This is a genomic window from Acidomonas methanolica, from assembly GCF_004346035.1.
Classification (GTDB): Bacteria; Pseudomonadota; Alphaproteobacteria; order Acetobacterales; family Acetobacteraceae; genus Acidomonas; species Acidomonas methanolica.
Genome location: NZ_SLZN01000005.1, coordinates 150,755 through 175,319 on the forward strand (window position 1 = coordinate 150,755; position 24,565 = coordinate 175,319).

The window sequence follows — 24,565 nt, forward strand, 5'->3', positions numbered from 1 at the left end:
TCCCCCTTCAGAACGCCGCATTCCCCCCGTCAGAAGCCTGCGCTGATCGTTCCGAAAAATTCACGCGGCGCCCCGATCTGGAATGACTGGTAGTCTCCCGAAAGCGGATTTCCGGACTCGCCCATATTGGAAATATAAACCGTATTGAAAAGATTGTAGATATTGAACGACGCCGTGACGTTTTTCAGAAATCCGAATTTTCCGAAATGATAGCCGGCCCCCAGATTGGCGAGCCAGTAACTCGGCACATGCGTGTCGTTCGTATAGCTGAGATACCGTTTGCCCATGTAGATCACGTCAATATGGGCAAACGCGCCCTTGTACTGGTAGGACAGATTGGTCTTGTACATCAGCTTCGGATAATTGACCTCCTGCTTTCCCTTGAGATCATAGAACGTTCCGTTTTCCATCAGGTTGGAGCCGTATTTCGAGCTGTTATAGCTGATGCTGTTCGTCAGGCTGAGACCATCGACAGGACGCAGCGTCAGCGTGCCGTCCACGCCGTTCATCTCCACATTGCCGACATTGCGCAACAGGCTTTCGATATTGACGAGATTGCCCTCCGTGACCGACGCGAGACGATTGTGGAAATCCGTGTGATAGAGCGTCAACAGGCCCGTCACGATCGGAGAATTATAACGATACCCCCCTTCGAAGACATAATCCGTCTCCGGCTTGAGCGAATTCTTCTCTTCATTAAAAATGGCCTGCGTCGCCGAACCCCAGGGCGACGCCTGATTATATCCGGCCTCGGGGAATACGCGCATGTTCTTGGAGAAGTCGAAGAAGAGTTCCTGCCGGTGCGTCACACGGTAATTGATGCTGAACTGGGGAAGAAATGCCGCGTCGTTCCGCAGCGTGCCCGATGGCGGCGTCCCGCCGGAATAAGCGGGATCGTTCTCCAGCACGTTGCTCGTCCCCTTGAAGAGAAGCGAACGGAACCCGGCATTGATGCGAAGATTCGGGAGAATCGTGACCGTGTCCTGAAGATGTGTCTGGACAGTATCGTTCACATAATGCAGACGCCAGGCCTCCGCGAACGCCGGCGGCAGGCTGTTCCGGGGATTGAGCGGCGCGCCCTCTCCCAGAACGGGCTCGTTATAGAAAGTATAGAACGGCTCATAGGCCCCATGTTCATACCAGACGCCCACATCGATCTTGTTCCGCGCAATCGTATACACGAAGTCCGACGTCAGGCCGCCACGCTGGGAAAGGCTGCCATTATCCTGCTCGGCCAGCGGCGCTCCGCTCGGCGAGGCGATATAGGGATTCGTCCAGTAGGCGTTGAACCCCTTGCCCTGGCCATACAGCGTGGTCGTCCAGTTCAGATGCGACGTCAGATCCGTCCGGAGTGTCGCGCCCCCGAAATAATCATGGCTCGTCGCGGGACCGTCATAATACGACGCATCCACAGGATCGGAGACGCGGTTGTAACCCGCGGGCAACGCCCCGCCGGGAAGACCCGCGCCGTACAGGGCGGTCCGATAGGCTGCGGCATAATCGGGGTAATAATAGGAGACCCTGGACCCGAGCTTGTGCAGGTTTTCAAGCGAAAGATCGGCATAGGTATCGGCCGTGGCCTGATCCCAGTCGAAGAAAGCCGTCAGCTTCGTGCTTTCACCGAAAGGTTGAACCAGCTTCGTATTGACCTGCTGGAGGAACTGACTCCCGCTGCCCTTCCATTTCTGCTCGTCGCCCCGGCTGTACGACACGAAGAATTTGGTGCCACTGCGGTTGAGACGGCCGCTGTCGATACGAACGAATGTCAGATAGCTGTCATAGCTGCCGAAGGTCTGCGACACCTTGCCGCCGAACGTATCCGCCGGGTCGATCGAGTGAAACTGCACCACCCCGCCGAGATTGCTCGACGACGGAACGTTCACGGCGCCCGCGCCCTGGGAAACGTCGATGGACTGGATATTCTGTTGCGAAATCGCATTGATAACGTTCAGGCCCTGGGCGCTTCCATAACTCTGGAGCCCCAGCGGCATGCCATCCAGCGTGAACCCGAGCTGGTCCTGCGAGAAACCCCGCATGAGAAAACTCTGGGACCACAGATCGATGCCGAGAGGATCGGCGGAGTTATAGGAGATGCCGGGCATGGACCCCAGCAGTTTCAGCGGATTCGTTCCGGGAACCGATTGCGCCATCATCGACGCGGTCATCGTCTGCACCTGACGGGTCGCGCCGCGTCCGATCACGCTCATTTCCTCGGCACGCGGGATGACGGGGACATGCCGGCGCGGCCGGGGCGCCACCCCGCCTGTCGGCGTCGGCATGGGCGTCGTCGCGTGGACCGGACTCGCCCCGCGAGTTCGCGCGGACAGATGGCTCTTCGCGTGGGTCGTCCGCGACGTCGTAGCGTATACGCTATTCATTTGCGCGCCCGTCATCAGTGCCACGCCGGCAAGCAAACTGATTTTTTTCATATCGAACTCCCCTTGGGCGGCACGCGCGCCAGAATTCAGAACGACCATCCTTGGCTGATCACCACAACCACTTTGCTCTCGCACGATTTTCTCCTGCGCGCCCCACCGGACACGCCCGGATACCGCACCGGCGTCGTCGAATATGATTGTTATGCCGAACGTTCCTTATATGCAATATAATTAATGTGTATACGCGATTTAATTCGCAATTCCTTCCACCGCCTCCCCTTCCACAGCCTCGATGAACCCGGAGAGATTGTCCCACGGGATCATGTGACCGGCCTCCGCGACATGCGTGATCTGAATGGACGGGTTGAGCCCGAGGATTTCCGCCTCGTCCTCCGGCAGGATGACGCCGCCGCGCGTGGCGACCATGAGCGTCACAGGCAGGTCGAGAAACGGCAGATCCTGATGAATATCCTCGGTGTGAAACTTCTCGAAGGAGATCCGGGTCGCCAGCTCGTCGCAGGTATGCAGCCATTCGGCCCGCAGCGCGCGCTGCTCCTCGGTCCATGTCGGACAGAAACGCTTCATGTCCTCCGCCGTCATACCGCCCCGGGCGAGTCGGATCGAGTCCGTATACCATTCGAGCTTCGCGGGATAGGGACGCCTGCCGGGCCCGCTGACGGGCGGATCGACGAGGACGAGCCGCGCCAGAGCCCGGCTGTCCGCCCGCGCCAGACGAATGGCGATCCGCGCCCCCATCGAATGCCCCGTCAGGACGACGTCGGAAAGGCCGAGCGCATCGATGAAGCCGCGTCCGTCCGCGGCGTAGCTGTCGAGATCATAGGAAAGATCAGGCCCCGTCGATGACAGCCCGCGCCCGCGCACATCGAGCACATAGACGTCATGGCGCGCCGCCAGGGCATCCGCCACGAAACCCCATGTCACGGCGGGGCTGGTGATGCCGGGAATGAGGACGAGCGGCTGCCCCTCCCCTCCATAGCGGAGATAATGCTGGCGAATGCCGTTGGCATGGACATTCGCGCCATAAAGAAACCGGCTGTCGCCTGTCATCTCAATTCCCTTTCAATATGCGCCGGACAATAACGCCCCCGCGCCGGGCGCAACAGGTTCGAGGCCGAGCGCCTTCAACATCGCGTAGGTCGTGGCGATCGCGGCGGTCACGACCGGCTTGCCGGTCATGGCCTCGACCTTCGCCACAGCGGGGAGGGACGGCATCTGCACGCAGGCGGAGAGCACGATCGCATCCGCATCCGCATGGTTCAGCCCCATCACGATCTCCGGCAACCGCGCGGGATCATGCGCGGCGACATCCAGATTATCCGGGATTTCCAATGCCACATGATCGATGATTTCGTAACCTTCCGCGGCGATATATTCGACGACGAGGTTCGTCAGCGGCTTCATATAGGGCGCCACCAGAACGATCTTCCGCGCGCCGATCACCCGAAGCCCCTCCACGAGCGCGCCCGCACTCGTCACGACCGGCGTGGGCGCGCCGTTTTCCACCGTCCGCTCATGAAGACGCGCCTCCGAGCGGCGATGATAACCGAGCCCCATCGCCATGATGGCGACGAGACACGCATATCCCATCACATCCACCCGCGCGTCGCTCAGTTCCAGCGCGCAGCGATCGGACTCCGCGTCCATGGCGGCGAGTTCGTCCTTGCTGACGGTCTTCATGCGCATGCGGCTGGAATGGAACAGGAAACGCTCCGGACGCACGAGCTGACGCGCCGCCAGCATGGCGGGAATTTCGGTCTCCATGGTGACGTTGGAGCTCGGGACGATCTGCCCGATCCGATAGAAAGACTTTGTCATGACAGAACACTCCGCACAGTCAGGAATTGGGCAGACGGCCGAGAAGGGTGGCGAGATCGATCACATCGCCGCATTTCTGGGCCATGTCGAAGAGATTGGCCTCATGCGGCCCGATCGCGCGATCGCCGACGCAGTCGGACACCACGACGGGACGGAACCCCGCCTGCATCGCGTCCAGCACACTCGCCCGCACGCAGCCCGAGGTCACGCACCCGGCGACAACGATGGTCCGCACGCCATGCGCGACATACCAAGCGGCAAGAGGCGTGCCCGAAAACGCTGAAGGCACGGTCTTGCGGACTACATATTCCCCCGGTTCGGGCGTCAGTTCGGGCACGATCGCCGAGAGCGGATTATTTTCCGTCAGGCCGAGCAGCGTCGGCACTTTCAGCGAGAAAATATTCGCATCCGCCCCGTCATCGGCGAAGACGATCCGCGAATGGGCCGTCTTCCAGCCGAGCCGCCTGGCCGTCGCCAGAAGGACCGTCGTCCGCTGGATCGCCTCGCCGATATTTCCGCCGCCGAACGCCTCCGGATCAGCGAATCCATTGACGAAATCGACGATCAGCAGGCCGATCGGCCCGACGATCCCCATTTCGGTCCCGAAACCCTGCGCCTTGTAGCGCGCTTCGTCACGCCGCATGTCCATGCTCACCCCTCCACGAGCCTGCCGTCACGCACCACCGCCACGCCGTCGAGTTTCACGGTGCAGTTGCGCATGGGGATGTCGATGTGACAGGCGGTGTCGCGCGTTCCGCCCGCCTCGTTGTTCGGCCCGGTGGACCAGAGAAAATTCCCCGCACAGGCGCGCGCATCCATGCCGATGCTGGCCTCCCGATCGTAGAATCCCAGGACCGACCAGTGCGCCCGCCTCTGCAACCCCCAGCCGATATGCGACACCGCGAAGACCTCCGGGTCGCCGAAACTCTCCATGTAATCGCGCAGATGGTCCGCCTCGTACCCGCCCTCGATGGACCGGACATAGCCGCCGTCGAGCCGCAGGGTCACGGGCGCCGTGACATAGGATTTCTGCGGCAGAAGGATGTCGCCGGGCGCCAGCACGATCGTTCCCCGGGCCGAACCCTCGTTGGACCATGTCGCCAGAAACCCGCTCGGCCAATGATCCCAGCGGCCCGGCGCATCCACGAAGCCATATTCCTCCAGCATCGGATAATCGCCCAGCGCGAAGCTCACATCGGTCCCCGCGGCGGAGGTGACACGCAGGCTCCGCGCGGCCCGCAACCTGGCCGACGCCGCCAGAACGCGCGTCCGGTCCTCCGCCGTCGGCACCATGCGCACGAGAATTTCCGGCGGCTCGACGGCGAGCAGAATGCGGCCGCCCGCCGCCAGGATCTCATGCTGCTCGGCGGAAAACAGGAGCGTCATGAGATCGAGCACGAGATCGCTCGCCTTGAGCATCTCGACCGCCGCGCGATTGCCCGTCAGCGGCGTCGTGCCGACATAGGCCAGCGGATCGCGCGAGAGGGAGACCCCGCCATTCGTCGGCTGGAGATCGAGGCGATTGGCGATCGCCCCCCTGTCCCGGACCGCGAGAATCGCGCAACGCAGCGTCTGCCGGTTCGTGTCGGCCGACGTCAGAAGCGTCACCGTCTGCCCGGCTTCAAGCCGGCAAAGATCGAGGACCTGACGCCACGCCCGGACCAGTTCGTAATCGCTCACGCTCATGGAGCTGTCTCCTTGCTGCCACGCGGGGCCAGGATCTGGTTCAGAATGATCGCGGCCAGGCTGGCCGTGATAATTCCCCCCAGAGTGACGCCGCCGATATGAAGGGTGAAATCGGCCGAACCCGCGACGAGCGCGGCGCCGACCGGAAAGAGTGTCGAAGGGCGTGAAAAATCGACGCGATGCTCGATCCACACCCGGACCATGGTTGCCGCGATCAGCCCGAACAGACCGAGCGCCAGCCCGCCCAGCACCGGCTCGGGAACGGCATGCAGCACCGCGCCGACGAACGGGGAAAACCCCAGCAGCACGGCGAGCCCTCCGGCCACGGCGAAGACCAGCGTCGAATAGACGCGCGAGATCGCCATGACGCCGATATTCTCGACATAGGTCGTCACGCCCGTGCCGCCCAGAGACGCCGCCAGAATCGTCGCCAGCCCGTCTCCGAGGAAGGCGCGCCCCGTCAGCCCGTCGAGCGGCCGTTCCATCATGGCGCCGATGGCCTTCAGATGCCCGAGATTTTCCGCGACGAGCACGATGGCGACAGGCGCCAGCATCATCACGGCGTGCGCGGAAAAACGGGGCCTGACGACATGCGGCCACCCGATCAGCGGCGCATGCGCGATCGCCCGGAAATCGACGGGCGGAGCCATGCCGAAACCATTCGCCGCCACCGCATAGACCGCGCTCGACAGCACAAGCGCCAGCAGGACCGAAAGCCGTCGCACCACAACACTTCCATAGACCGCGAAACCCGCCATGCAGAGCAGCGCGAGCAGGCCGCAGGCCGTTCCCACGTCGCCGTGACCGAGCCCGCGCGTCGCCGTCGGCGCGAGATTCAACCCGATCGCGGCCCCGATCGCGCCCGTGACCGAAGGCGGCATCAGCCGTTCGATCCAGCCGCTTCCCGCCCCCATCACGACGACCCCGATCAGCGCGTACATGACCCCCACGGCCAGAATGCCGCCGCATGCCAGCGCGATGCCGGGATTGACGCCATGCCCCGCATACCCCGTCAACGCCACGACGAGCGCGATGAAGGAGAAGCTCGACCCCAGATAGCTCGGCACGCGCCCGGCCGTGACGCCGAAGAACAGGAGCGTCCCGAGGCCCGAGCCCAGCAGCGCGACATTGGGGTCGAACCCCATGAGCAGCGGTCCGAGGACGTTTGACCCCGTCATGGCAAGCAGATGCTGACCGCCGAGGGCGAGACATTGCCAGACGCCGGGATGCTCGTCGACGGCCACGCCGCCCTGCCCTTCGGCCCGCCGCCAGATCGGAAACCGGCCCCGCATCGTCACTGCCCTCCCCGCCCCGCGTGACCCGACTGCCCGCGCAACACCGCAATCCGGCCCTCCAACCCCTCCCAGCCCGGCCGCCCCGGCGCATGGGCCGCCCGGAGATAGCGCAGGAGCGACGCGATCTGCCGGTCATCCAGCACCCCCCTGAACCCGGGCATTTCGCCGCGCCCCCGCTGCCCGGCATAGGGAGCGCCGTCGAGAATGACGCGAATGAGATTGTCGGGCCGATCCTCCTGAAGATTGCTGTTGAGGGCGAGATCGGGTCGCGCACCGTCCATATGCCGCGCCTCCCCCTCATGGCAGGCGGCGCAACTCCCCGCGAAGAGCCGCGCCCCCTGCGGCTCCCGCAGGGCGGCCAGGGCCATGCGGGACAAGCGGTCATCGGCGTTCGGCCCCGCATTCCCGTCGCGCCCATGCCCCTCCGTCAGATAAACGGCGATGGCCCTGATATCCTCGTCGGGCAGCACGCGCATTTCCTCGACGACCGGGGCCATCGGGCCGAGCGCGGGTCCATGTTCCGCGTCGTGACCGCTCCGCAGATACCGGACCATCGCCTCCACGGTCCATGGCACCGGCGCCCGCGAGACCGCGCCAAGGGGCGGCGCGACCCATCCATCCGCCTCACCCCCGGCGAGATAGGCCGAGCCGCTCTTCTCCGCCCCCAGACCGTTGCGCGGCGTATGGCAGCCGGAGCAATGGCCGGGACCATCGACCAGATAGGCCCCCCGGTTCCATTCGGCGGACCGGGACGGATCGGGGCGATAGGGGTTCGGATCGTGAAACAGCAGGTTCCATCCCGCCATGGCCGGACGAAAACCATAGGGAAAGGCGAGTTTCGTCGCCGGAACCGCATTCGATATCGCCGTCCGCGTCATCAGATAGGCATAGAGCGCTTCGAGATCGGCATCCGACATGCGGGCGAAGGAGGTATAAGGGAAGGCCGGATAGAGATGATGCCCGTCCCGGCTGATGCCCTCCCTCATCGCCCGGACGAAGGCGGGAAAGGACCAGCGCCCGATGCCGGTTTCCTCATCGGGCGTGAGGTTCGTGGTGACGATCTGGCCGAACGGCGTATCCATCATCCGGCCGCCCGCATTCGGAATCCCGCCCGGCGCGGTATGGCACACGGCGCAGTCCCCCGCGGCGGCGAGAAGCCGGCCCCGCTCGATCGCCGCCGTATCGAAAGACGCCGCCTCGGGCCGCCGGACCGGAGCGAGCGCCGGGCGAACCGGCAGGGCGGCGGAGGCGGTCTGCACCAGAGCCGTCGCAACGACTCCCAGCTTCAGGAGATCGCGCAGGGAGCGCGTCCCTCCCGGTCTGCCCCCCGCCGCCCCACCGCCACGCGGCAGGGCCAGGGGCAGGGGCAGCGGAACAGGCTCCTCCGACGGCCCGACCCACACGCCGAGCGCCCGGTCCAGCGCGGGCCTGACCCGCGCCGGAGTCAGGGGCAGTTCCCGGAAGCGCACCCCCGTCGCATCGAAAAGAGCGTTGGCGATGGCCGCGGCACTCGGAACGGAGGCGGATTCTCCAACCCCTAGCGGCGGATCGTCTGGTCGATCCATCAGAAGCACGTCGATATCGGGCAGCTCGGCGAAGGTCAGAATGGGATAGGTGCCCCAGTCCCGGCTCGTGACGCCGGTGGCGTCGAACGTCACCTCCTCCTTCAACACGCGACTCACGGACTGGACGACATTGCCGTGCACCTGATGCCGCACCCCGGCGGGGTTGACCATCATTCCCGCATCCTGCGCGATATGGACGCGCAGGACGCGCACCACGCCCGTCAGCCGATCGACCTCCACATCCGCGATCCAGGCCGCCCAGGCCGCCGCCACGCCCGGAAACGCACCATGGACATAAACCGCATAGCCGACGCCCCGTCCCGTCAGCACGCGGGCCGTCCGGTCGATGGCCGGCCTCGGCCCGTGGCGCATGACCCATCCCGCCCGGTCGGCGAGCGCGCGCAGCATGGCGCAAGCGCGCTCGTCCCGCAGGAGATCGAGGCGATAGGCCAGCGGATCGGCCCCGGCCAGCGCCGCGAGTTCGTCGACGAAGCTGTCATGCGCGAAGCTGTTGGGCATCGCCGACACGCCGCGCAGCCAGGAGGCCCTGGCGATCGGCGGCGTGTCATGCACGATCACGCGCGCATTGTCATAGGCATAGGGCGGGATGCTGGTGCGGTCGCCCATCTGGGTGATCGTTGGCCGATCGGCGTCCATCCGCCGCGTCAGAACGAGCGCGAGCAGCGGCGAGACGTTCGACGGATACCGCGTCTGGAACGCATAGGCGACCGGCCTGCCCCGCGCATCCAGCGCGCCGCTGACCTGCATGAGCTGCGCCGCGCCCTTGGGCTCCCAGACATGCTCCTGCCGCCGCGAAAGCTGCACGCGCACGGGCCGCCCCACGGCGCGGGAAAGGAGCAGCGCATCGCCGCACACGTCATCGGCGCAGTTGCGTCCGTAACATCCGGCGGCCTCATGCCGGAGAATCTCGATCCGGTCTTCCGGAGTCTCCACCAGACGCGCCAGATCGCCACGCAGCATGTGCGGATTCTGCGTCCCGGACCAGACGAGCGGCCGCCCGTCCCGCCAGTCGGCCACGGCGCAGGACGGGCCGATCGAGGCATGCATCTGGTACGGCCAGAGATAATCCGCTTCATGCCGCGTGACGGCGCCGGCGATCGCCGCATCGACATCGCCCCGGTCGAGCAGCCTGCGCGGCGTGGAGGGATTGGACCGCAACGCCGCATCGAGATCGGACAGATCCGGCATCCCGACCTGCCGCCAGCGGATGACGAGCGCCTCCGCCGCCGCGACGGCCTGCTCCTCGCGCTCCGCCACGACGCCGACGAAATCACCGATCGTCACCACATCGACGATCCCCGGCAGATGGGAGATCGAGTCCCGCTCCACGCCGATCAGACTTCGCCCGACCTGACGACCATGCTCGACCCCATGATAGGGCGGCCGCACCACGCGGCCATGCAACATGCCCTCCACCCGCACGTCATGGACATAGACGGCCCGCCCCGTCGCCTTGTCGGGAATATCGATTCGGGGCACCTCACGCCCGACCACGCGATAGGCCGCGCGCGGCTTGAGCGCCACGCCCTCGTCGAGCCGGACGATCCGTTGCCGCCCCGCGAGCAGCTCCGCCACGCTCGCCACGCGCCGGCGCTCCTCCGCCCCGCCGCTCCAGACGATTCCGTCCCGGACATGCAGGCCGCAGACCTCGACCCCATGAGAAGCCGCCGCGAGAGTCTTCAGCGTCTCGCGCGCCTGCGCCGCCGCCTTGCGCAGGGGAATCGCGGCGACCTGAATCGTTTCACTCGCGATTGTCGCCCCCTGGTCGGGCGTGGTGCCGGTATGGCCCAGTTCCATGCGGACCCAGGAGAACGGCACCTCCATTTCCTCCGCCACGATCTGCGCCAGAGCCGTGGCGATCCCCGTCCCCAGATCGACATGCCCGCAATAGCCGACGACGCGCTCATCCGCCCGCAGCACCACGAACACGTCATCCGGCGCATTGCTCAGATCCCGATGGACCGCCCCCATGCCGTGCGGCTGCTCCGGCGGCCGCACGACCGCGATGTAGCCGCCCGCATCCTCGTGACGCCGAAGGAGTCCGAATCCGCTCAAGGCGACATCCCCGCCGGGTCCAGCCCGCAGGCCCGCCGCGCGGCGCGCAGGATTTCCACATGCGTGCCGCACCGGCAGAGCGAATAGCGCAGCGCATGGCGGATCGCCGCCTCATCGGGCGCGGGCGTCGCATTCAGCAGCGCGCGGATCGTGATGATCATCCCGTTGAGACAATATCCGCACTGCGCGCCCTGTTCGACGATGAAGGCCTCCTGAACCGGGTCGAGCCGTCCGTCAGCGGCGAGCCCTTCGAGCGTGACGATCGGCCTTCCCTCGGCCGCGGCGCAGGACACGGCGCAGGCCCGCGCCACGCGCCCCTCGATCAGCACCGCGCACGCCCCGCACTCCCCCAGCCCGCACCCGTATTTCGGACCGCGCAGCGCGAGGTCGTTGCGCAGGACATGCAGGAGCGGCGCGTCGCCCGGCACGTCCAGACGATGACGCCGCCCGTTGACGGTCAGTTCGATCATGTGTCGTTCCGAATCGAGCACATTACGACCTCGATCTCATTCATACGGGGAAAATCCGCCATTCTAGGGTATACGCGATATGATAGGCGCATGTCGCGCGGCAAAACAAGACCTGATTCGCCCGGATTGAGCGCCCGCCCGTTTCGGGCTACCCTTCCGGAATGAACAGGAAGCCTGGCCGCCGATCCTCCAGACCCGATTCCCCGTCAGCCGGCGCTCCGGCGAATGGCGCGCCAGAGGAAAATAGCGATTACGTTCTTTCCGAGCAGATCGGCTATCTGCTGCGCAGAGCCTATCAGCGCCACACGGCCATTTTCCAGGCCGCCATCCCCGACGACAAGCTGACCTCCGTCCAGTTCGCCGTCCTGACGACCGTGCGCGACCATCCGAACTCGCCGCTCGTGCTCGTGGCACAACGGACCGCCATCGATCACGCCACCCTTCGCGACATCGTCCTGCGCCTGAAGCGCCGTGGCCTCCTGCACGTCGTCGCGGATCATCAGGACCGGCGCCAACGCCTGCTTTCCCTCTCCCCGGAGGGCACGCGACTCGTGGAAAGCGTGATTCCGGACGCCAGACGGATCACGGAACTGACCCTCGCAAACCTCAGCGCCTGCGAGCGGCTCGCCGCCATAGAGGTGCTCCGCAAGCTCTCGCGGGACTGACGCGGCGCGCCGGATCGTATCGATTCCAGAGCAATCCGCTTGACAGCCCCGCCACCTTGCGCTGCACTATAAATAGCGTATACACTATTAATAACCGGCCGCGTCCGCCAGCGTCATCTCCATCGGGAAAGCAGTCATCCATGTCGGAAGTTTCAAGAATCGGTATCGTCGGCGCGGGCATGGGCGGCATCGCCGCCGCCGCCCTCCTGCAAAGGGCCGGCTTCGACGTCATCCTTTTCGATCAGTCGCCTGCCTTCTCACGCCTCGGCGCGGGCATCCAGTTCGGCCCGAACGTGATGAAAATCCTTCGCCGCCTGGATCTCGAAGCCCCGCTGGAGGCGATGTCCTGTCTGCCCGACTACTGGATGAGCCGCAAATGGGACGACGGCGAGGTGCTCGCCGCCATTCCGCTCAATGCCGAGCGCGAGCGTTATCACGCCCCTTACATCACCATTCACCGTGGCGACCTCCAGCAGAAAATGCTCGAAGCCGTCGCCACGGACCGGGTCCGGTTCGGCAGGAAACTCGTTACCTTTCACGATGACGGGCAGGCCGTCTCCCTCGAGTTTGAGGACGGCACGCGGGACAAGGTCGACATCCTCATCGCGGCGGACGGGATCAACTCGCGTATCCGCGAGATTCTCTTCGGGCAGGAAGAGCCTGTCTACACCGGCTGGCTCGCGCATCGCGCCATCATCCCCGGCGCGGTGGCGCGAGATGTCGGCGCCGATCTCAACGCCAAATGGTGGTCGGAGGACCGCCATATCGTCTGCTATTACCTCGACAGGGCCCTCGACGAATTCTACCTCGTAACCGGCGAACCGGGAGAATGGACCAGCGCCGGCGGCCAGATGTCCAGCACGCGCGACGCCCTGCGCGAGTCCTTCCGGGGCTATCACCCCATGGTCCAGGCCTATATCGACGCCACGGAAGACGTCACGAAATGGCCCCTGAAAACACGCGAGCCGCTGCCCGTCTGGCATCGGGGACGTGTCGTTCTCCTCGGCGATTCCTGCCACCCGATGAAGCCGCATATGGCGCAGGGCGCCGCCATGGCCGTCGAGGACGCCGCCGTGCTGACGCGCTGCCTCACCGTCCTCGGCACCGATGACCTGGACGCCACGTTCCGCCGCTATCATGCCCTGCGCAAGGACCGCGCCACGAAAGTCCAGTCCATCTCCAACGCGAACACATGGCTGCGCGCACCGGAAGATCCGTTCTGGTGTTACGGGGACGATGTCTACGACATGACCATATGATCCCGAGACTCTTCACGCGGATACATGAATTCACACGAAGCGGTCGGCTGTGTCGCAGTCGAAAACCGTGCCCGGATTGGAGGAGGCATACACCGCCTTGTCGGTCGGATAGTCCCTGACGATACCGGCGGCGCCATGGTCGCCGGACAACGCGCCGAGACGGCCGAAATGCTCGCGCCCGAAAAGGACCGGATGGCCGGGCCGCCGATCGAATATCGGCCGGCATATGCTCCGAGGACCGGAGAATATGCCGGCAACGGAATGAAAATCCTCGGCGGTGAGTCCCGGCATGTCCGCCGGGCAGATGAAGACTCCTTCCGCATCCGGCCGCAAAGCGGCGGAGCCGACGGCGATGGAGCGCCCCATACCCTCCGACGCCCGCGCATTGACGCATTCGCGCCAGTCCGGATAGCGTTTGAGTTCCGCAACGATATCACTCCGATACGGCTCGCCGGTGACGACGATGCGCCGCCCGACATCGAGCCCCGCGATGGTGCGAAGAATATGTCCGATCAGCGGCAGGCCCCGATAGGGTTCAACGAGCTTGTTCCCCGCCGTAAAACGTCGGGAGGCGCCCGCCGCGAGCAATATGACGTCGAACCTTCGAAGTGACACGGCGCCCGCCTCGCCCGGTTTAACCACCGGAGAAGGATCGCCCGTCATGCTCCCGGCGGCGGATCGCCACTTCTCCCAGAACCGAGAGCGCCAGCGTTTCCGGCTCCCGCGCCTGCGGTATGATGCCGACCGGCCCTGATATCCGGTTCACCAGAGCCGGACTGTGACCGGCCGCCAACAGGCGATCACGGCGGCCCGCATGCGTCCGCTGACTACCGAGAGCGCCAATATAAAACCCGGGTGCGGCAAGGGCCGCGGCGAGAATGGGATCTTCCCATTCGCGTTCATGGAAAAGCAGCACCGTCGCCGTCCACGGATCGGCCGGCAATGCGGGAACGTCGCGCGGACTGTCGAGAATGGTCAGATCGACGGGAAGATCCGCGAGCCGACGCCCCATTTCCGCATCCGGCGTCATCACCACGATATCGTAATTGACGGCCGCCGCGAGCCTCGCCGTGGTCTCGAGCTCCGGCCCCCTGCCGACCAGAACCAGACGCGTGGCAGGCAGATAGCGCCGGTGAAAGGACGTCCCGCACCAGCCCGTTTGCAAAGGCGTTTCGACAATGGCGGACCGGCTTTCGCCGGGCATGAATGCAAGGGTGAAGGCTTTCCGCCGGGCGAATCGGTCCAGAACCTCTTCGACCAGCGCGGTCGTCAACCCCGTATGGACCAGAACGTCAACACCGCCCCCGCACGGAAAGCGGATGTCGAAAAAGGGAGATCCCTTGCCGAACCTGATGACGCGGTCCTGCCGCGCGGCAATCACCGCCTCGGCCTCGCGCGCGATGGCCGGCTCGACGCAGCCGCCGGAAAGATAGCCGTGAAATCGTTCCCCGGAAACGACGGCCATATGAGACCCCACCGGGCGCGGCGCGCCGCCATCCACACCCGCGACGGTCAGCAACGCGCCCGCCCTGTTTTCGGAAAATTCTTTCAAAAGCCAGGAAAACGACGCGACATCCGGGCTGGATGAATAATGTCCCGCGACCGGCGAGAACGACCCTGTCAGTGCCTGACGGGAGGAGTCATCCGTAAAGAACAAGGCGACCGCCCCTCCGTTTTCCATGCGCTTCGGATTGCGTGCCGGTCGTCAACCGCGTTCGCGCGGGCCGACCCTGACGAAGATCGAGTGTGTCGCCACTGCGCCGCTTTCGTCAAAGGATATCTGCGGTCGCCACAACTCTGCCCGAACCCATCAGAAGCCGCAGGCTCCGAACCTCATTTCTGAAAGCCGACGGGTTTCCAAAGGGCAAGCCCTTTGGCGGGTGCGGGACAGCGCCCTGCATCACAGCGTCAAATGACGTCATCCCCCGACCGGGAGCGCTTCCGCGATATAGGGCGGCAGATTGAACGACCCGACATGAATCTCCGGCGTCCAGTAGCGCGTCGTCCCGAGAATGCCGGCCCGCCCGGCGCGCGCGCGCACCGTCTCCACCGGCACGGCCCCCGGCACGCCGCCCTTGGCCGCCACGCCCAGCGTCATGAACCCGCCCACATAGGTCGGCACCGCCGCCACATAGGCCGAGACATGGGGGAAAAACTTCGCCCGCCGCAGCGAGGTCTCGCGCAGCTCGTCGGCCTGCATGAACGGCACGCCGCACTGATTGACGATCAGCCCGTCCGGCGAAAGAATCCGCGCGCAATCGGCATAGAACGCATCGGTGAACAACGCCTCGCCCACGCCGATCGGATCGGTCGAATCGACGATGATGACGTCGAACGACTCCGCCCCGGCTCTGGCGACATAGTCGATGCCGTCGCCGACGATCACCTCGGCGCGCGAATCGTCCCAGGCATCCCCGGCGATCGAGGGCAGGAAGCGCTTCGACAACGCGATGACCGCGCCATCGATCTCCACCATCACCGCCTTCTCGACCGTACGATGCTGCAAGACCCGCCGCAGCACCCCGCCATCGCCCGCGCCGATGATGAGCACGTTCTTCGCCAGCGGATGAGAGAGCAGCGGCACATGCGCGAGCATCTCCTGATAGACGAATTCGTCACGCTCGGTGATCTGGATCGCCCCGTCGAGCACCAGCACGCCACCATGCGACTCGCTCTCGAACACCACGATCTCCTGGAACGGGCTCGTCACCCGCGCGAGTTCCCGCGTCACGCGGAAACGCTGGCCCCAGTCGGGATAGAGAGTCTCGTTGATCCACTGATCGGCGGGCTGATCGGTCATCGGCGCTCAGGGTCCTGTCTCTGATGGTGGCGTGCGGCTCAAATCGAGATGGCGTCATTCGAGCCGGACAGGCTCAAAAAAAGGCCGGACCTCGCGGCCCGGCCCATGATCGGCGGGATGCCCCGCGCCTCAGGCCGCCAGCCGGGACGGCTCCCGGCCGCGACGCTCCTCCTGCGAGATCACCTTCTCGGCCTGGAAGAGCCGCTGCATGACCGGAATCGTCAGATTCGGATCGCACGCGCCACACATGAACACATCGACCGCCGCGAAATCGCGCTCCGGCCACGTATGAATCGAGATATGGCTCTCGGCCAGCACGATGACACCCGACACGCCGCCATTCGGCGAGAAATGATGGAAGTGGCTGTGCAGGATCGTCGCCCCCGCCGTCACCGCCGCCTCGCAGAGCGTGGCGTCGATCCGCTCGGGATCGTCGAGATTTCTGGCCCCCCAAAAATCGATCAGCAGATGGTGCCCGGCATAGCGCTCGCCGTCACGCTCGATGAAATAATCCTTGTGCTCCTCGTCATGCGAGGAAGCCGGTGCGATCGTCTGGTTATCTCTCGGGTGTCCCGATACCATCCCCAGTTGAGCAAGTGCGTTCATCACGTACCCCCAAACCAGTAGACAGCCTGTTGGGCATTATTGCCCCCTTGGGCCAAGGTGGCGCTGATAGAACCCCTGCCCCCTCGATGCAAGGGGATTTTGGCCCGCTCTCGCGCTTTTTTCCTCTGGCCCCGAACCGTCGCGGATCGCGGCGGCCAAGAAAAAAGCCCGGGGCCGAAACCCCGGGCTCTTCCCGCCTCCCCCGCGGCGCAAACGCCGCGAAGAACAACAGCTTACTTCTTGCTGCCGCAGACGTAGGAGTTGATCTCCGCACCCAGCGGCACTTCAGTGACTTTCGGTGTGTTCCAGGCCATGATAGCCTCCTTTGATTTATAGGCGCCACCTGTAGCTCAAGGCGACAATTGCAGTCTTGCCCTGTCAGGCGCGACTTTCAAGGCAAAATCACCACACACGCATCACGATCATGGCACCGCCCGGCTTATATCCTGCGCCTCGATCAAAAAAACGTCTAATCAGGATCTCTGAAACCGGACCACACCCAAGGAGAGGCACCCTTCATGCCGGGGACGCAGCTTCCACCTCGCAGCGGGGAGAACCGCGCGCCCGATTCGGCCGACACGGGCAATCCCGAGAACCCGATGCACGCGGACATCATCCAGCAGGCCATGCTCCGCCGGATGTTCCGCCTGCGCGATATCTGCATCCTCATCCTCGCCGTGCTCGCGGTCTTCTATTCGCTGTATTTCGCCGCGGCGATCATCCTGCCCTTCGTCTTCGCCATCGTCGTCAACCTGCTGATGGTCGGCCCGATGCGCCTGCTCAACGGCCGGCTCCGCGTTCCCAAGCCGCTCGCCGCCCTCGTCCTGATCGCCGCCATGGCGGCCCTCGTGGCCGCCATCGGGCTCGCCGTCTCCGTCCCGGCCGCCGCATGGCTCGCCCGCATCCCGCGAAGCCTGCCCACCCTCCAGGCCAAATTCGCCGTGCTGCACGCTCCCGTCCACGCGCTGCAACACCTGTACGACCACCTCGCCATCCTGTTCCACGCGCGCGCCCAGGGCCCCCAGGCCTCGGTCGGCGCCGAGCCGGCGACGCTGACGCGCATCGGCTCGCGAGTCCTGCTCGGCACCCGCACCTTCATGGGCGAGTTCATGACGATGCTGCTGATGCTGTTCTTCCTGATGACGGAAGGCGACAGCCTCCTGCGCCGCATCGTCGAGATCATGCCCACCTTCGCGGACAAGCGCCGGATCGTGCAGATCGCCACGCAGATCGAGCGCAACGTCTCGCTCTACCTGGCCACCATCACCATCATGAACCTCGCTGTGGGCGTGCTCAACTTCCTGCAATGCTGGCTGACGGGCATGCCCAATCCCCTGCTCTGGGGCGTCCTCGCCTTCCTGCTCAACTACGTGCCGATCATCGGGCCGCTCACCGGCGTCGTGATCTACTTCCTCGTGGGAATCCTGGCCTTCCCCTCGATCTTCTACGCCCTCCTGCCGCCGGCCATCTATCTGTGCATCCACATCATGGAGGGCGAAACCATAACGCCCATGCTGCTGGCCAAGCGCTTCACCCTCAATCCCGTGCTGGTCATGGCCTCGCTGATGTTCTGGGACTGGATGTGGGGAATCGCGGGCGCCTTCCTCTCCGTCCCCCTGCTCGCCGTCTTCAAGATCTTCTGCGACCATATCGACGCGCTGACCCCGCTGGGCCACCTGCTGGGCGGCCCGGTCCGCCCGCGCTCGCTCCGGACCATCGGACCGCCCGTCAGCACCACCGCGCCCGCGAAATGAAACGGATCTCCAAGGTTTCGCCGAAAGATTTCATATATTAACATATATGAAATCTTTCCGACTGTATCAGTTTCACTTCATGCTGCCACAAAGCCGCGCTATGTGAGCGTCTGCGTTCACGTTCCGCAAGACGACGGGAAGGCGCCGTCACAACCGTCAAGCAGCGCGAATCTCTTTCCGCCTGCGTCACAAGAGAGCTATCCATCACGTGCATTCCATCAGTGCGCGCCATCAAGTGCTGGCCATCGTCCTTGCATTCGTCCTGTCGGCCGTCATCTTCGGCGTCGTGCGTCATCGCCGTCCCCCGCCGGGCACGCTGTCCCCCGCGATGCTGCACAAACGCGTGGACGGCGCGATCGTGGTCGCGGACGGCGCCCCCCTCATGTCACGGCTCGAAATCGCCCCGGTGACGGTGGAGACCATCCCGCACGGCCTGCGCGTCCCAGGCATCGTCCGCGCCGATCCGCGCCGGACGCTGACCATCGTCGCCCCCGTCGCGGGGCGCGTGCTCTCGGCCCCCTACCGCCCCGGCGATCCCATCCGCCGCGGCGACGTACTGGCGCTCCTCGCCGCGGGCGATTTCGACCAGGCATGGGCGGATCTCGAAAAGGCCCGCGCCCAGCTCGCCTACGAGGAGAAAGTCGTCCACCGCGCCGAGGGCGTGCTGGCCGTCGGCGGCAATGCCCAGAAAGACCTCGATTCCGCCCGTAACGATTACGCGCAGGCCGAGGCCGAGTTGCAGCGCGCCCAGCACCGCGTCGATTCCCTCGCCGGACACGCCGCGCCCAAAGAGGCGGCCCAGGCGAAGACCGGCGTGGTGCCGATCCTCTCGCCCGTGGACGGCGTCGTCGCCTCCACCACCCTCGCCCCGGGCCAGTATGTCAGCGACCCCACCGCGACCCTGATGACGCTGCTCGATCTCTCCACGATCTGGGTGGAGGCCGCCATCCCCGAGGACGAAGCCCACGCCGTCCATATCGGGGAAAGCGCACGGGCGGATTTCCTCGCCTGGCCCGGACCCGGCTGCCATGGCCCCCTCTTCACGGTGGACCCCACGCTGACCCCCGACACGCGCCGCCTGACCGCCCGCATCGCCTGCGCCAACACGGCGATGAAACTGCTGCCGAACATGTATGCCGACGTGACGATCGACGTCCCGCAGCCGGCGGAAATCCTCGTGCCGAAATCCGCCCTGCTGATGAACAACGACGCGCTCTCCGTATTCTTGGAGATCGCGCCCCAGACCTACATGCGCCGGATGGTGACGGTCAGCTACGACGAGGGCGACACCGTCCGCGTCCTCACAGGCCTCAAGGCCGGGGACAAAATCATCACCCGCGGCGGCATCCTCATCAATGACAACTGATCGCGCGGCCCACGCCGTCACGTTCCGCCGCACGAGAGACGCCGCATGATCGGACGGTTCATCGAACTCTGCTTCACGCGGCGCGCCCTCGTCATCGGAGCCGCCATCATGCTCGCCGTCGCCGGCGCGCTGGCATGGCAGACCCTGCCCGTCGAGGCCTATCCGGATCTCGGGGCGATCAACGTACAGGTCACGACGCAGGTCTCCGGCCTCGCCGCCGAGGAGATCGAGCAACAGGTCACGATCCCGCTCGAACGCGCGCTCGCCGCCGTGCCCGGCGTGGTGGAGAGCCGGTCGAGCAGCACGTTCGGCCTCTCGCTCATCACCCTGATCTTCCGCGAGGGGATGACCGTCTATCTCGCCCGCCAGCTCGTGGCCGAGCAGATGGCCCAGGCGACACTGCCCGGCAACGCCACCCCCCAGCTCGGCCCGATCACCGGCCCGGCGGGCGAAATCTTCCGCTACACGCTGGAGTCGGACAGCAAGAACCTCCTGGAAATCTCCGACATCCAGCGCTGGCTCGTCATCCGCACGCTCCAGCAGATCCCCGGCATCGTCAACGTCACCAATTTCGGCGGCCTGACGCGCGAATACCAGCTCGTCCTGCACCCCGATTCGCTGCTGCGCTACGACCTCGCCGTCAGCGACATCGTCGCCGCCATCGCCAACAACAACGCCAACGCCGCCGGCGGCCGCGTCACGCGCGGCCAGCAATCCTACATCGTGCGCGGCATGGGCCTGATCCACACGATGGACGATCTCGGCGATATCGTCGTCACCCAGCATGACGGCACCCCCGTCCGCGTCCGCGATCTCGGCGAGATGCAGTTCGGCCACCAGGTGCGCGAGGGCATTCTCGGCAAGGACGGCAACCCGGACACGATCGAGGGCATCATGACCATGCTCTCGGGCGACAACCCCTCCCTGGTGCTCGACCGCGTCCACAAGACCGTCGCCGAACTCCAGCAGCGCCTGGCGCCGCTGGACGTGAAGCTCGTCCCCTATATCGACCGCGACAACCTGGTGCAGGCCACCATCCACAAAGTCGGCGAGACGATGGTCGAGGGCATCGGGCTCGTGCTCATCATCCTCACCCTCTTCCTCAACTCGCCCCGCTGCGCCGTCGTCACCGCCGTCACGATCCCGCTGGCGCTGTCCACCGTCTTCGTGGTCATGCGGACGCTCGGCATGGCGGCCAATCTGTTCTCCCTCGGCGCGGTGGATTTCGGCGTCATCGTGGACGGCGCCATCGTCATCACCGAGGCCATCCTCCGCCTGCGCGAGGAATCGCCCGACACCACCCTCACCCCGCAATCCGTCCTGCGCGTCGCCCGCATCGCCGGACGCTCCATCTGCTCCTCGACCCTCATCATCATCCTCGCCTACAGCCCGCTCTTCGCCTTCGAGGGCAGCGAGGGGAAGCTGTTCCGCCCGATGGCCTACACCGTCAGCTTCGCCCTGTTCGGCGCCCTCACCTGCGCCCTCTGCCTCATTCCCGCGCTGAGCTACCTCGCCCTGCGCAAGCCGCGCCGCATCCGGCACAACCGCCTGCTGGAGCGGCTGCATCACGGCTACGAAACCACACTCGGCTACATGCTCGAACGCCCCGGCGTGACCTACGCGGGCGGCGCGCTCGCGCTCCTCTCCGTCCTGCTGCTCGGCGGGACGATCGGGCGCGAATTCCTGCCCGATCTCGACGAGGGCGCGCTCTGGCTCCAGATCGAGCTTCCCTCCGGCATCTCGCTGGACGCCGGCAGCAGGATCGCGGGCGAAATCCGCGCCGCCGTGCGTGAATTCCCCGAGACCTCCTACGCCATCACCCAGCTCGGCCGGAACGACGAGGGGACCGACCCATGGACCCCGTCGCATATCGAGATGCCCGTCGGGCTGAAACCCTATGCCGAATGGCCCGCGGGCGAGACCAAGGTCCAGTTCGTCAACCGCCTGCGCGCCCGGCTGAACCAGATCCCGGGCATCAGCTTCGGCATCAGCCAGCCGATCCAGGACAATCTGAGCGACCTCGTCGGCGGCGCGCACAGCCCGCTGGTGCTGCGCGTCTACGGCAATGATTTCAACGAGCTGCGCCGCATCGGCAGCCAGATCGTGGACATACTGGACGACGTGCCCGGCACGACCGTCGCCTCGATCTTCCAGGAACCCCGCATCCCGCAGATCGCCGTCATCCCCGACCGCAAACGCGCCGCGCGCTACGGCATCAACGTCAACGACATCACGGGCCTCGTGCAGAACGCCATCGGCAACGCGCCCATCACCTCGATCTATGTCGAGAACCGCGTCTACAACGCCACGCTGCACGTCACCCGCGCCGACATGGAGGACATGCAGACCATCCGCGCCCTGACGCTCCATTCCTCCACCGGCGCGCCCATTCCCCTCTCCGAGGTCGCCACCGTCACGCTCCAGATGGGCGAGAGCAACATCGCTCACGAAATGGGACGCCGCCAGATCACCATCCGCGTCGATAACGGGCAGCGCCCCCTCTCCCAATATCTCGACGACGCGCAGAAACGCATCGCCGAGGAAGTGCATTTCGACCCGCGCGAATACCATCTCGAATGGGCCGGCAGCTTCCAGCAGGAACAGCGCGCCCAGGCCCGGCTCTCCGTCGCCCTGCTCGTGATGTTCGCCGTCATGCTGCTCCTGCTCTTCATCGAGTTCGGCAAGCTGCGCCACGCCGTCCTGGTTCTCAGCGTCGTGCCCCTCGCCACCCTCGGCGGGCTGATCGCGCTCCACCTGCGCGGCGAAACCCTCAACATCGCCACCGCCGTCGGCTTCATCGCGCTGTTCGGCGTGGCCATCCAGAACGGCATCATCATGGTCGCCGCCATCAACCGCCATCGCGCCGAAGGCCATAACGTCCATGACGCCGTGCGCCTCGGCGCGGGCGAGCGCTTCCGTCCCGTTCTCATGACCGCCACCGTCGCCAGCATGGGCATGCTGCCCGCCGCCCTCGCCACCGGCATCGGGACGGATGTGCAGCGCGGCCTGGCCACCGTCGTCGTGGGCGGCCTCGGCATCGCCACCCTGCTCACGCTCTTCGTGCTGCCGGTCTGCTTCTACGAGATGGAGCATTACATCGAGCGCCGCCGCCAGCGGAAACTGGGAAGCCCGTCATGAGCCGCGTCCCCGCAAATCGTCGGCGTGCCGCCGCCGGAATTCGTTGGCGCGCCGCCGGCGTGACGGGCCTCCTGACCCTCCTCTCCGCCTGCGCCGTCGGCCCGGATTTCAAGCGCCCCGACGTCCTTTCGGCGAAAGCGGGCTACGTGCCGGGCGCGCCATTCCGCGCGATCCCCGCCGCGCGGAACGCGGGCGCCGCCGGGCAGGCGCAGCGTCTCATCGCGGGCGCGGACGTCTCCGGCGAATGGTGGAAACTCTTCGGCGTGCCGGAGCTGGACGCGCTGGTCGCCCGCGCCCTCGCCGCCAACCCCTCGCTGGACGCCGCCAAGGCGACGCTCCGCGCCGCGTGGGAGCAGACCAAGGTCCAGGCCTCACCGCTCTTCCCGAGCATCACGGGCGAATTCAACCCCACGCGCAACAAGACCGCGCGCTCGCTGTCCGCCGTGTCGAACAACAACTCGTGGCTCTACAACCTGCACACGCTGCAACTCAATATCTCCTACACCCCCGATCTCTGGGGCGGGGAGCGGCGCGGCATCGAGCAGGCCGCCGCCCAGGCGGATCTCCAGCGCTTCCAGATCGAAGCCGTCACGAACACGCTGGTCAACACGCTGATCGTCGCCGTGATCCAACTCGCCGCCTGTCAGGCGCAGATCGAGGCGACGGAATCGATCATCGCCAGCCAGCGCCAGATTCTCGCGACGTTCGAAGCCCAATTCCGCCTGGGCGACACCTCGCTCGCCGCCGTCATGGCCCAGCGCTCCGCCCTCGCGCAAAGCATCGCCACCCTCCCGGCGCTGAAACTCCAGCGCGAACAGGCGCATGATCAGATCGCCGCCCTCGTCGGCGTCACGCCGGAGGAAACGCTGCCGGAACCGCGTCTGGACGCCTTCCATCTCCCGGCGACGCTCCCGGTCTCGCTGCCCGCTCAACTCCTCGAACAGCGGCCCGACGTGCGCGCCGCCGAGGCGCAGGTCCAGGCCGCCAGCGCACAGGTCGGCATCGCCATCGCCAACCGCCTGCCGAACATCCAGCTCATCGCCCTCCCCGGCGAGGCGGTGAACACCATGAGCGAGTTCTTCAAGCCCGGCTTCGGCAACTGGGAACTCTCCGCCATGATCACCCAGCCGCTCTTCCAGGGCTTCCAGCTCATGCATCTCGAACGCGAGGCGCGCCACAACCTCGTCGCCCAGGCCATGACCTATCGCGACACGGTGCTGAAAGCGGTGCAGAACGTCGCCGACACGCTGCACGCCCTGCAGGACGACGCCGACGCGCTGCGCGCCACCGCTGCGGACACCGAGGCTGCGGATCGCAGCTTCACCATCGCCCGCAGCCAGCAGGAACGCGGCGACATCAGCCCGGTCATGGTCCAGACCACGCAACAGACCGCACTTCAGGCCAGGCTGGCGCTGATCCAGGCGCAATCCGCGCGCTATTCCGACTGCGCCGCCCTCTTCCAGGCCCTCGGCGGCGGCTGGTGGCACCGCGATGACACGGGCATCAAAAACCCGCCCGTCAACTGGAAATCCGCCTTCACCGCTCCGGGCTGATCCGCAGCCCCCGCCCCCATCCGTCCGGAGCCAACACGCTCCGATGGACGCCGGAACATAACCGCCTGGGCATTTAAAACACAATCCGACCGACTTTCCTGTTACGCTGCCGCATATC

19 protein-coding genes are annotated in these 24,565 nt (G+C 65.6%); 6 read left to right on the top strand and 13 right to left on the bottom strand.

Going from position 1 to position 24,565, the window contains the following annotated elements; translation table 11 throughout:
• Positions 1–29: 29 nt before the first annotated feature.
• The 8 genes from EDC31_RS06130 to EDC31_RS06165 all read right to left on the bottom strand — a co-directional run bounded on the left by EDC31_RS06130 (position 30) and on the right by EDC31_RS06165 (position 11,306).
• Positions 30–2,429 carry a TonB-dependent receptor gene (locus EDC31_RS06130; RefSeq protein WP_165920198.1) on the bottom strand — a complete coding sequence of 800 codons (2,400 nt, stop codon included), beginning with the start codon at positions 2,427–2,429 and terminating at the stop codon, positions 30–32.
• Between the two features lie 198 nt (positions 2,430–2,627).
• Entirely contained in the window at positions 2,628–3,446 is an 819-nt protein-coding gene (locus EDC31_RS06135; protein WP_042056517.1) for an alpha/beta fold hydrolase, read from the bottom strand.
• Between the two features lie 12 nt (positions 3,447–3,458).
• Complete coding sequence (locus EDC31_RS06140) at positions 3,459–4,214, bottom strand: maleate cis-trans isomerase family protein (protein ID WP_042056516.1); 756 nt, start codon at positions 4,212–4,214, stop codon at positions 3,459–3,461.
• A 19-nt stretch (positions 4,215–4,233) separates the two neighbouring features.
• Positions 4,234–4,863 carry an isochorismatase family protein gene (locus tag EDC31_RS06145; protein WP_252349670.1) on the bottom strand — a complete coding sequence of 210 codons (630 nt, stop codon included), beginning with the start codon at positions 4,861–4,863 and terminating at the stop codon, positions 4,234–4,236.
• A gap of 2 nt (positions 4,864–4,865) precedes the next feature.
• Positions 4,866–5,900 (bottom strand): hypothetical protein, encoded by a 1,035-nt coding sequence (locus EDC31_RS06150; protein ID WP_042056511.1) that lies wholly within the window; start codon positions 5,898–5,900, stop codon positions 4,866–4,868.
• Positions 5,897–7,192 (bottom strand): solute carrier family 23 protein, encoded by a 1,296-nt coding sequence (locus EDC31_RS06155; RefSeq protein ID WP_052511665.1) that lies wholly within the window; start codon positions 7,190–7,192, stop codon positions 5,897–5,899. Before EDC31_RS06155 ends, EDC31_RS06150 begins: the two co-directional genes overlap by 4 nt.
• A gap of 2 nt (positions 7,193–7,194) precedes the next feature.
• Complete coding sequence (locus EDC31_RS06160; protein ID WP_239641550.1) at positions 7,195–10,836, bottom strand: molybdopterin cofactor-binding domain-containing protein; 3,642 nt, start codon at positions 10,834–10,836, stop codon at positions 7,195–7,197.
• Positions 10,833–11,306 (bottom strand): (2Fe-2S)-binding protein, encoded by a 474-nt coding sequence (locus EDC31_RS06165; RefSeq protein WP_042056509.1) that lies wholly within the window; start codon positions 11,304–11,306, stop codon positions 10,833–10,835. Before EDC31_RS06165 ends, EDC31_RS06160 begins: the two co-directional genes overlap by 4 nt.
• A 161-nt stretch (positions 11,307–11,467) precedes the next feature.
• Here EDC31_RS06165 and EDC31_RS06170 point away from each other — a divergent pair, with 161 nt between their 5' ends.
• Positions 11,468–11,971 (top strand): MarR family winged helix-turn-helix transcriptional regulator, encoded by a 504-nt coding sequence (locus tag EDC31_RS06170; RefSeq protein WP_081797424.1) that lies wholly within the window; start codon positions 11,468–11,470, stop codon positions 11,969–11,971.
• 140 nt (positions 11,972–12,111) lie between these two features.
• A complete protein-coding gene (locus EDC31_RS06175) occupies positions 12,112–13,230 on the top strand; it encodes an FAD-dependent monooxygenase (RefSeq protein WP_042056507.1) in 1,119 nt (372 codons plus the stop codon).
• Positions 13,231–13,260: 30 nt separating this feature from the next.
• Here the strand turns inward: EDC31_RS06175 and EDC31_RS06180 are convergent, their stop codons facing one another.
• The 5 genes from EDC31_RS06180 to pqqA all read right to left on the bottom strand — a co-directional run bounded on the left by EDC31_RS06180 (position 13,261) and on the right by pqqA (position 16,950).
• The gene (locus tag EDC31_RS06180; RefSeq protein WP_158310297.1) at positions 13,261–13,845 is read right to left on the bottom strand and encodes a nucleotidyltransferase family protein; all 585 of its coding nucleotides are present in this window, start codon (positions 13,843–13,845) and stop codon (positions 13,261–13,263) included.
• Positions 13,846–13,864: 19 nt separating this feature from the next.
• Positions 13,865–14,887 (bottom strand): XdhC family protein, encoded by a 1,023-nt coding sequence (locus EDC31_RS06185; RefSeq protein ID WP_158310296.1) that lies wholly within the window; start codon positions 14,885–14,887, stop codon positions 13,865–13,867.
• A gap of 261 nt (positions 14,888–15,148) precedes the next feature.
• Positions 15,149–16,030, bottom strand: a complete 882-nt coding sequence (gene speE / locus EDC31_RS06190; protein WP_042056502.1) for a polyamine aminopropyltransferase — start codon at positions 16,028–16,030, stop codon at positions 15,149–15,151.
• 129 nt (positions 16,031–16,159) lie between these two features.
• The gene (speD, locus tag EDC31_RS06195; RefSeq protein ID WP_042056498.1) at positions 16,160–16,636 is read right to left on the bottom strand and encodes an adenosylmethionine decarboxylase; all 477 of its coding nucleotides are present in this window, start codon (positions 16,634–16,636) and stop codon (positions 16,160–16,162) included.
• A 233-nt stretch (positions 16,637–16,869) separates the two neighbouring features.
• A complete protein-coding gene (gene pqqA / locus EDC31_RS06200) occupies positions 16,870–16,950 on the bottom strand; it encodes a pyrroloquinoline quinone precursor peptide PqqA (RefSeq protein ID WP_042056495.1) in 81 nt (26 codons plus the stop codon).
• Positions 16,951–17,154: 204 nt separating this feature from the next.
• Here pqqA and EDC31_RS06205 point away from each other — a divergent pair, with 204 nt between their 5' ends.
• The 4 genes from EDC31_RS06205 to EDC31_RS06220 all read left to right on the top strand — a co-directional run bounded on the left by EDC31_RS06205 (position 17,155) and on the right by EDC31_RS06220 (position 24,447).
• A complete protein-coding gene (locus EDC31_RS06205) occupies positions 17,155–18,390 on the top strand; it encodes an AI-2E family transporter (RefSeq protein ID WP_042056493.1) in 1,236 nt (411 codons plus the stop codon).
• Positions 18,391–18,598: 208 nt separating this feature from the next.
• On the top strand, positions 18,599–19,756 hold the full coding sequence (locus EDC31_RS06210; RefSeq protein WP_052511661.1) for an efflux RND transporter periplasmic adaptor subunit: 1,158 nt from the start codon (positions 18,599–18,601) through the stop codon (positions 19,754–19,756).
• Positions 19,757–19,801: 45 nt separating this feature from the next.
• The gene (locus EDC31_RS06215; protein ID WP_042056490.1) at positions 19,802–22,894 is read left to right on the top strand and encodes an efflux RND transporter permease subunit; all 3,093 of its coding nucleotides are present in this window, start codon (positions 19,802–19,804) and stop codon (positions 22,892–22,894) included.
• Positions 22,891–24,447 (top strand): efflux transporter outer membrane subunit, encoded by a 1,557-nt coding sequence (locus EDC31_RS06220; protein WP_052511659.1) that lies wholly within the window; start codon positions 22,891–22,893, stop codon positions 24,445–24,447. Before EDC31_RS06215 ends, EDC31_RS06220 begins: the two co-directional genes overlap by 4 nt.
• Positions 24,448–24,565: the final 118 nt, after the last annotated feature.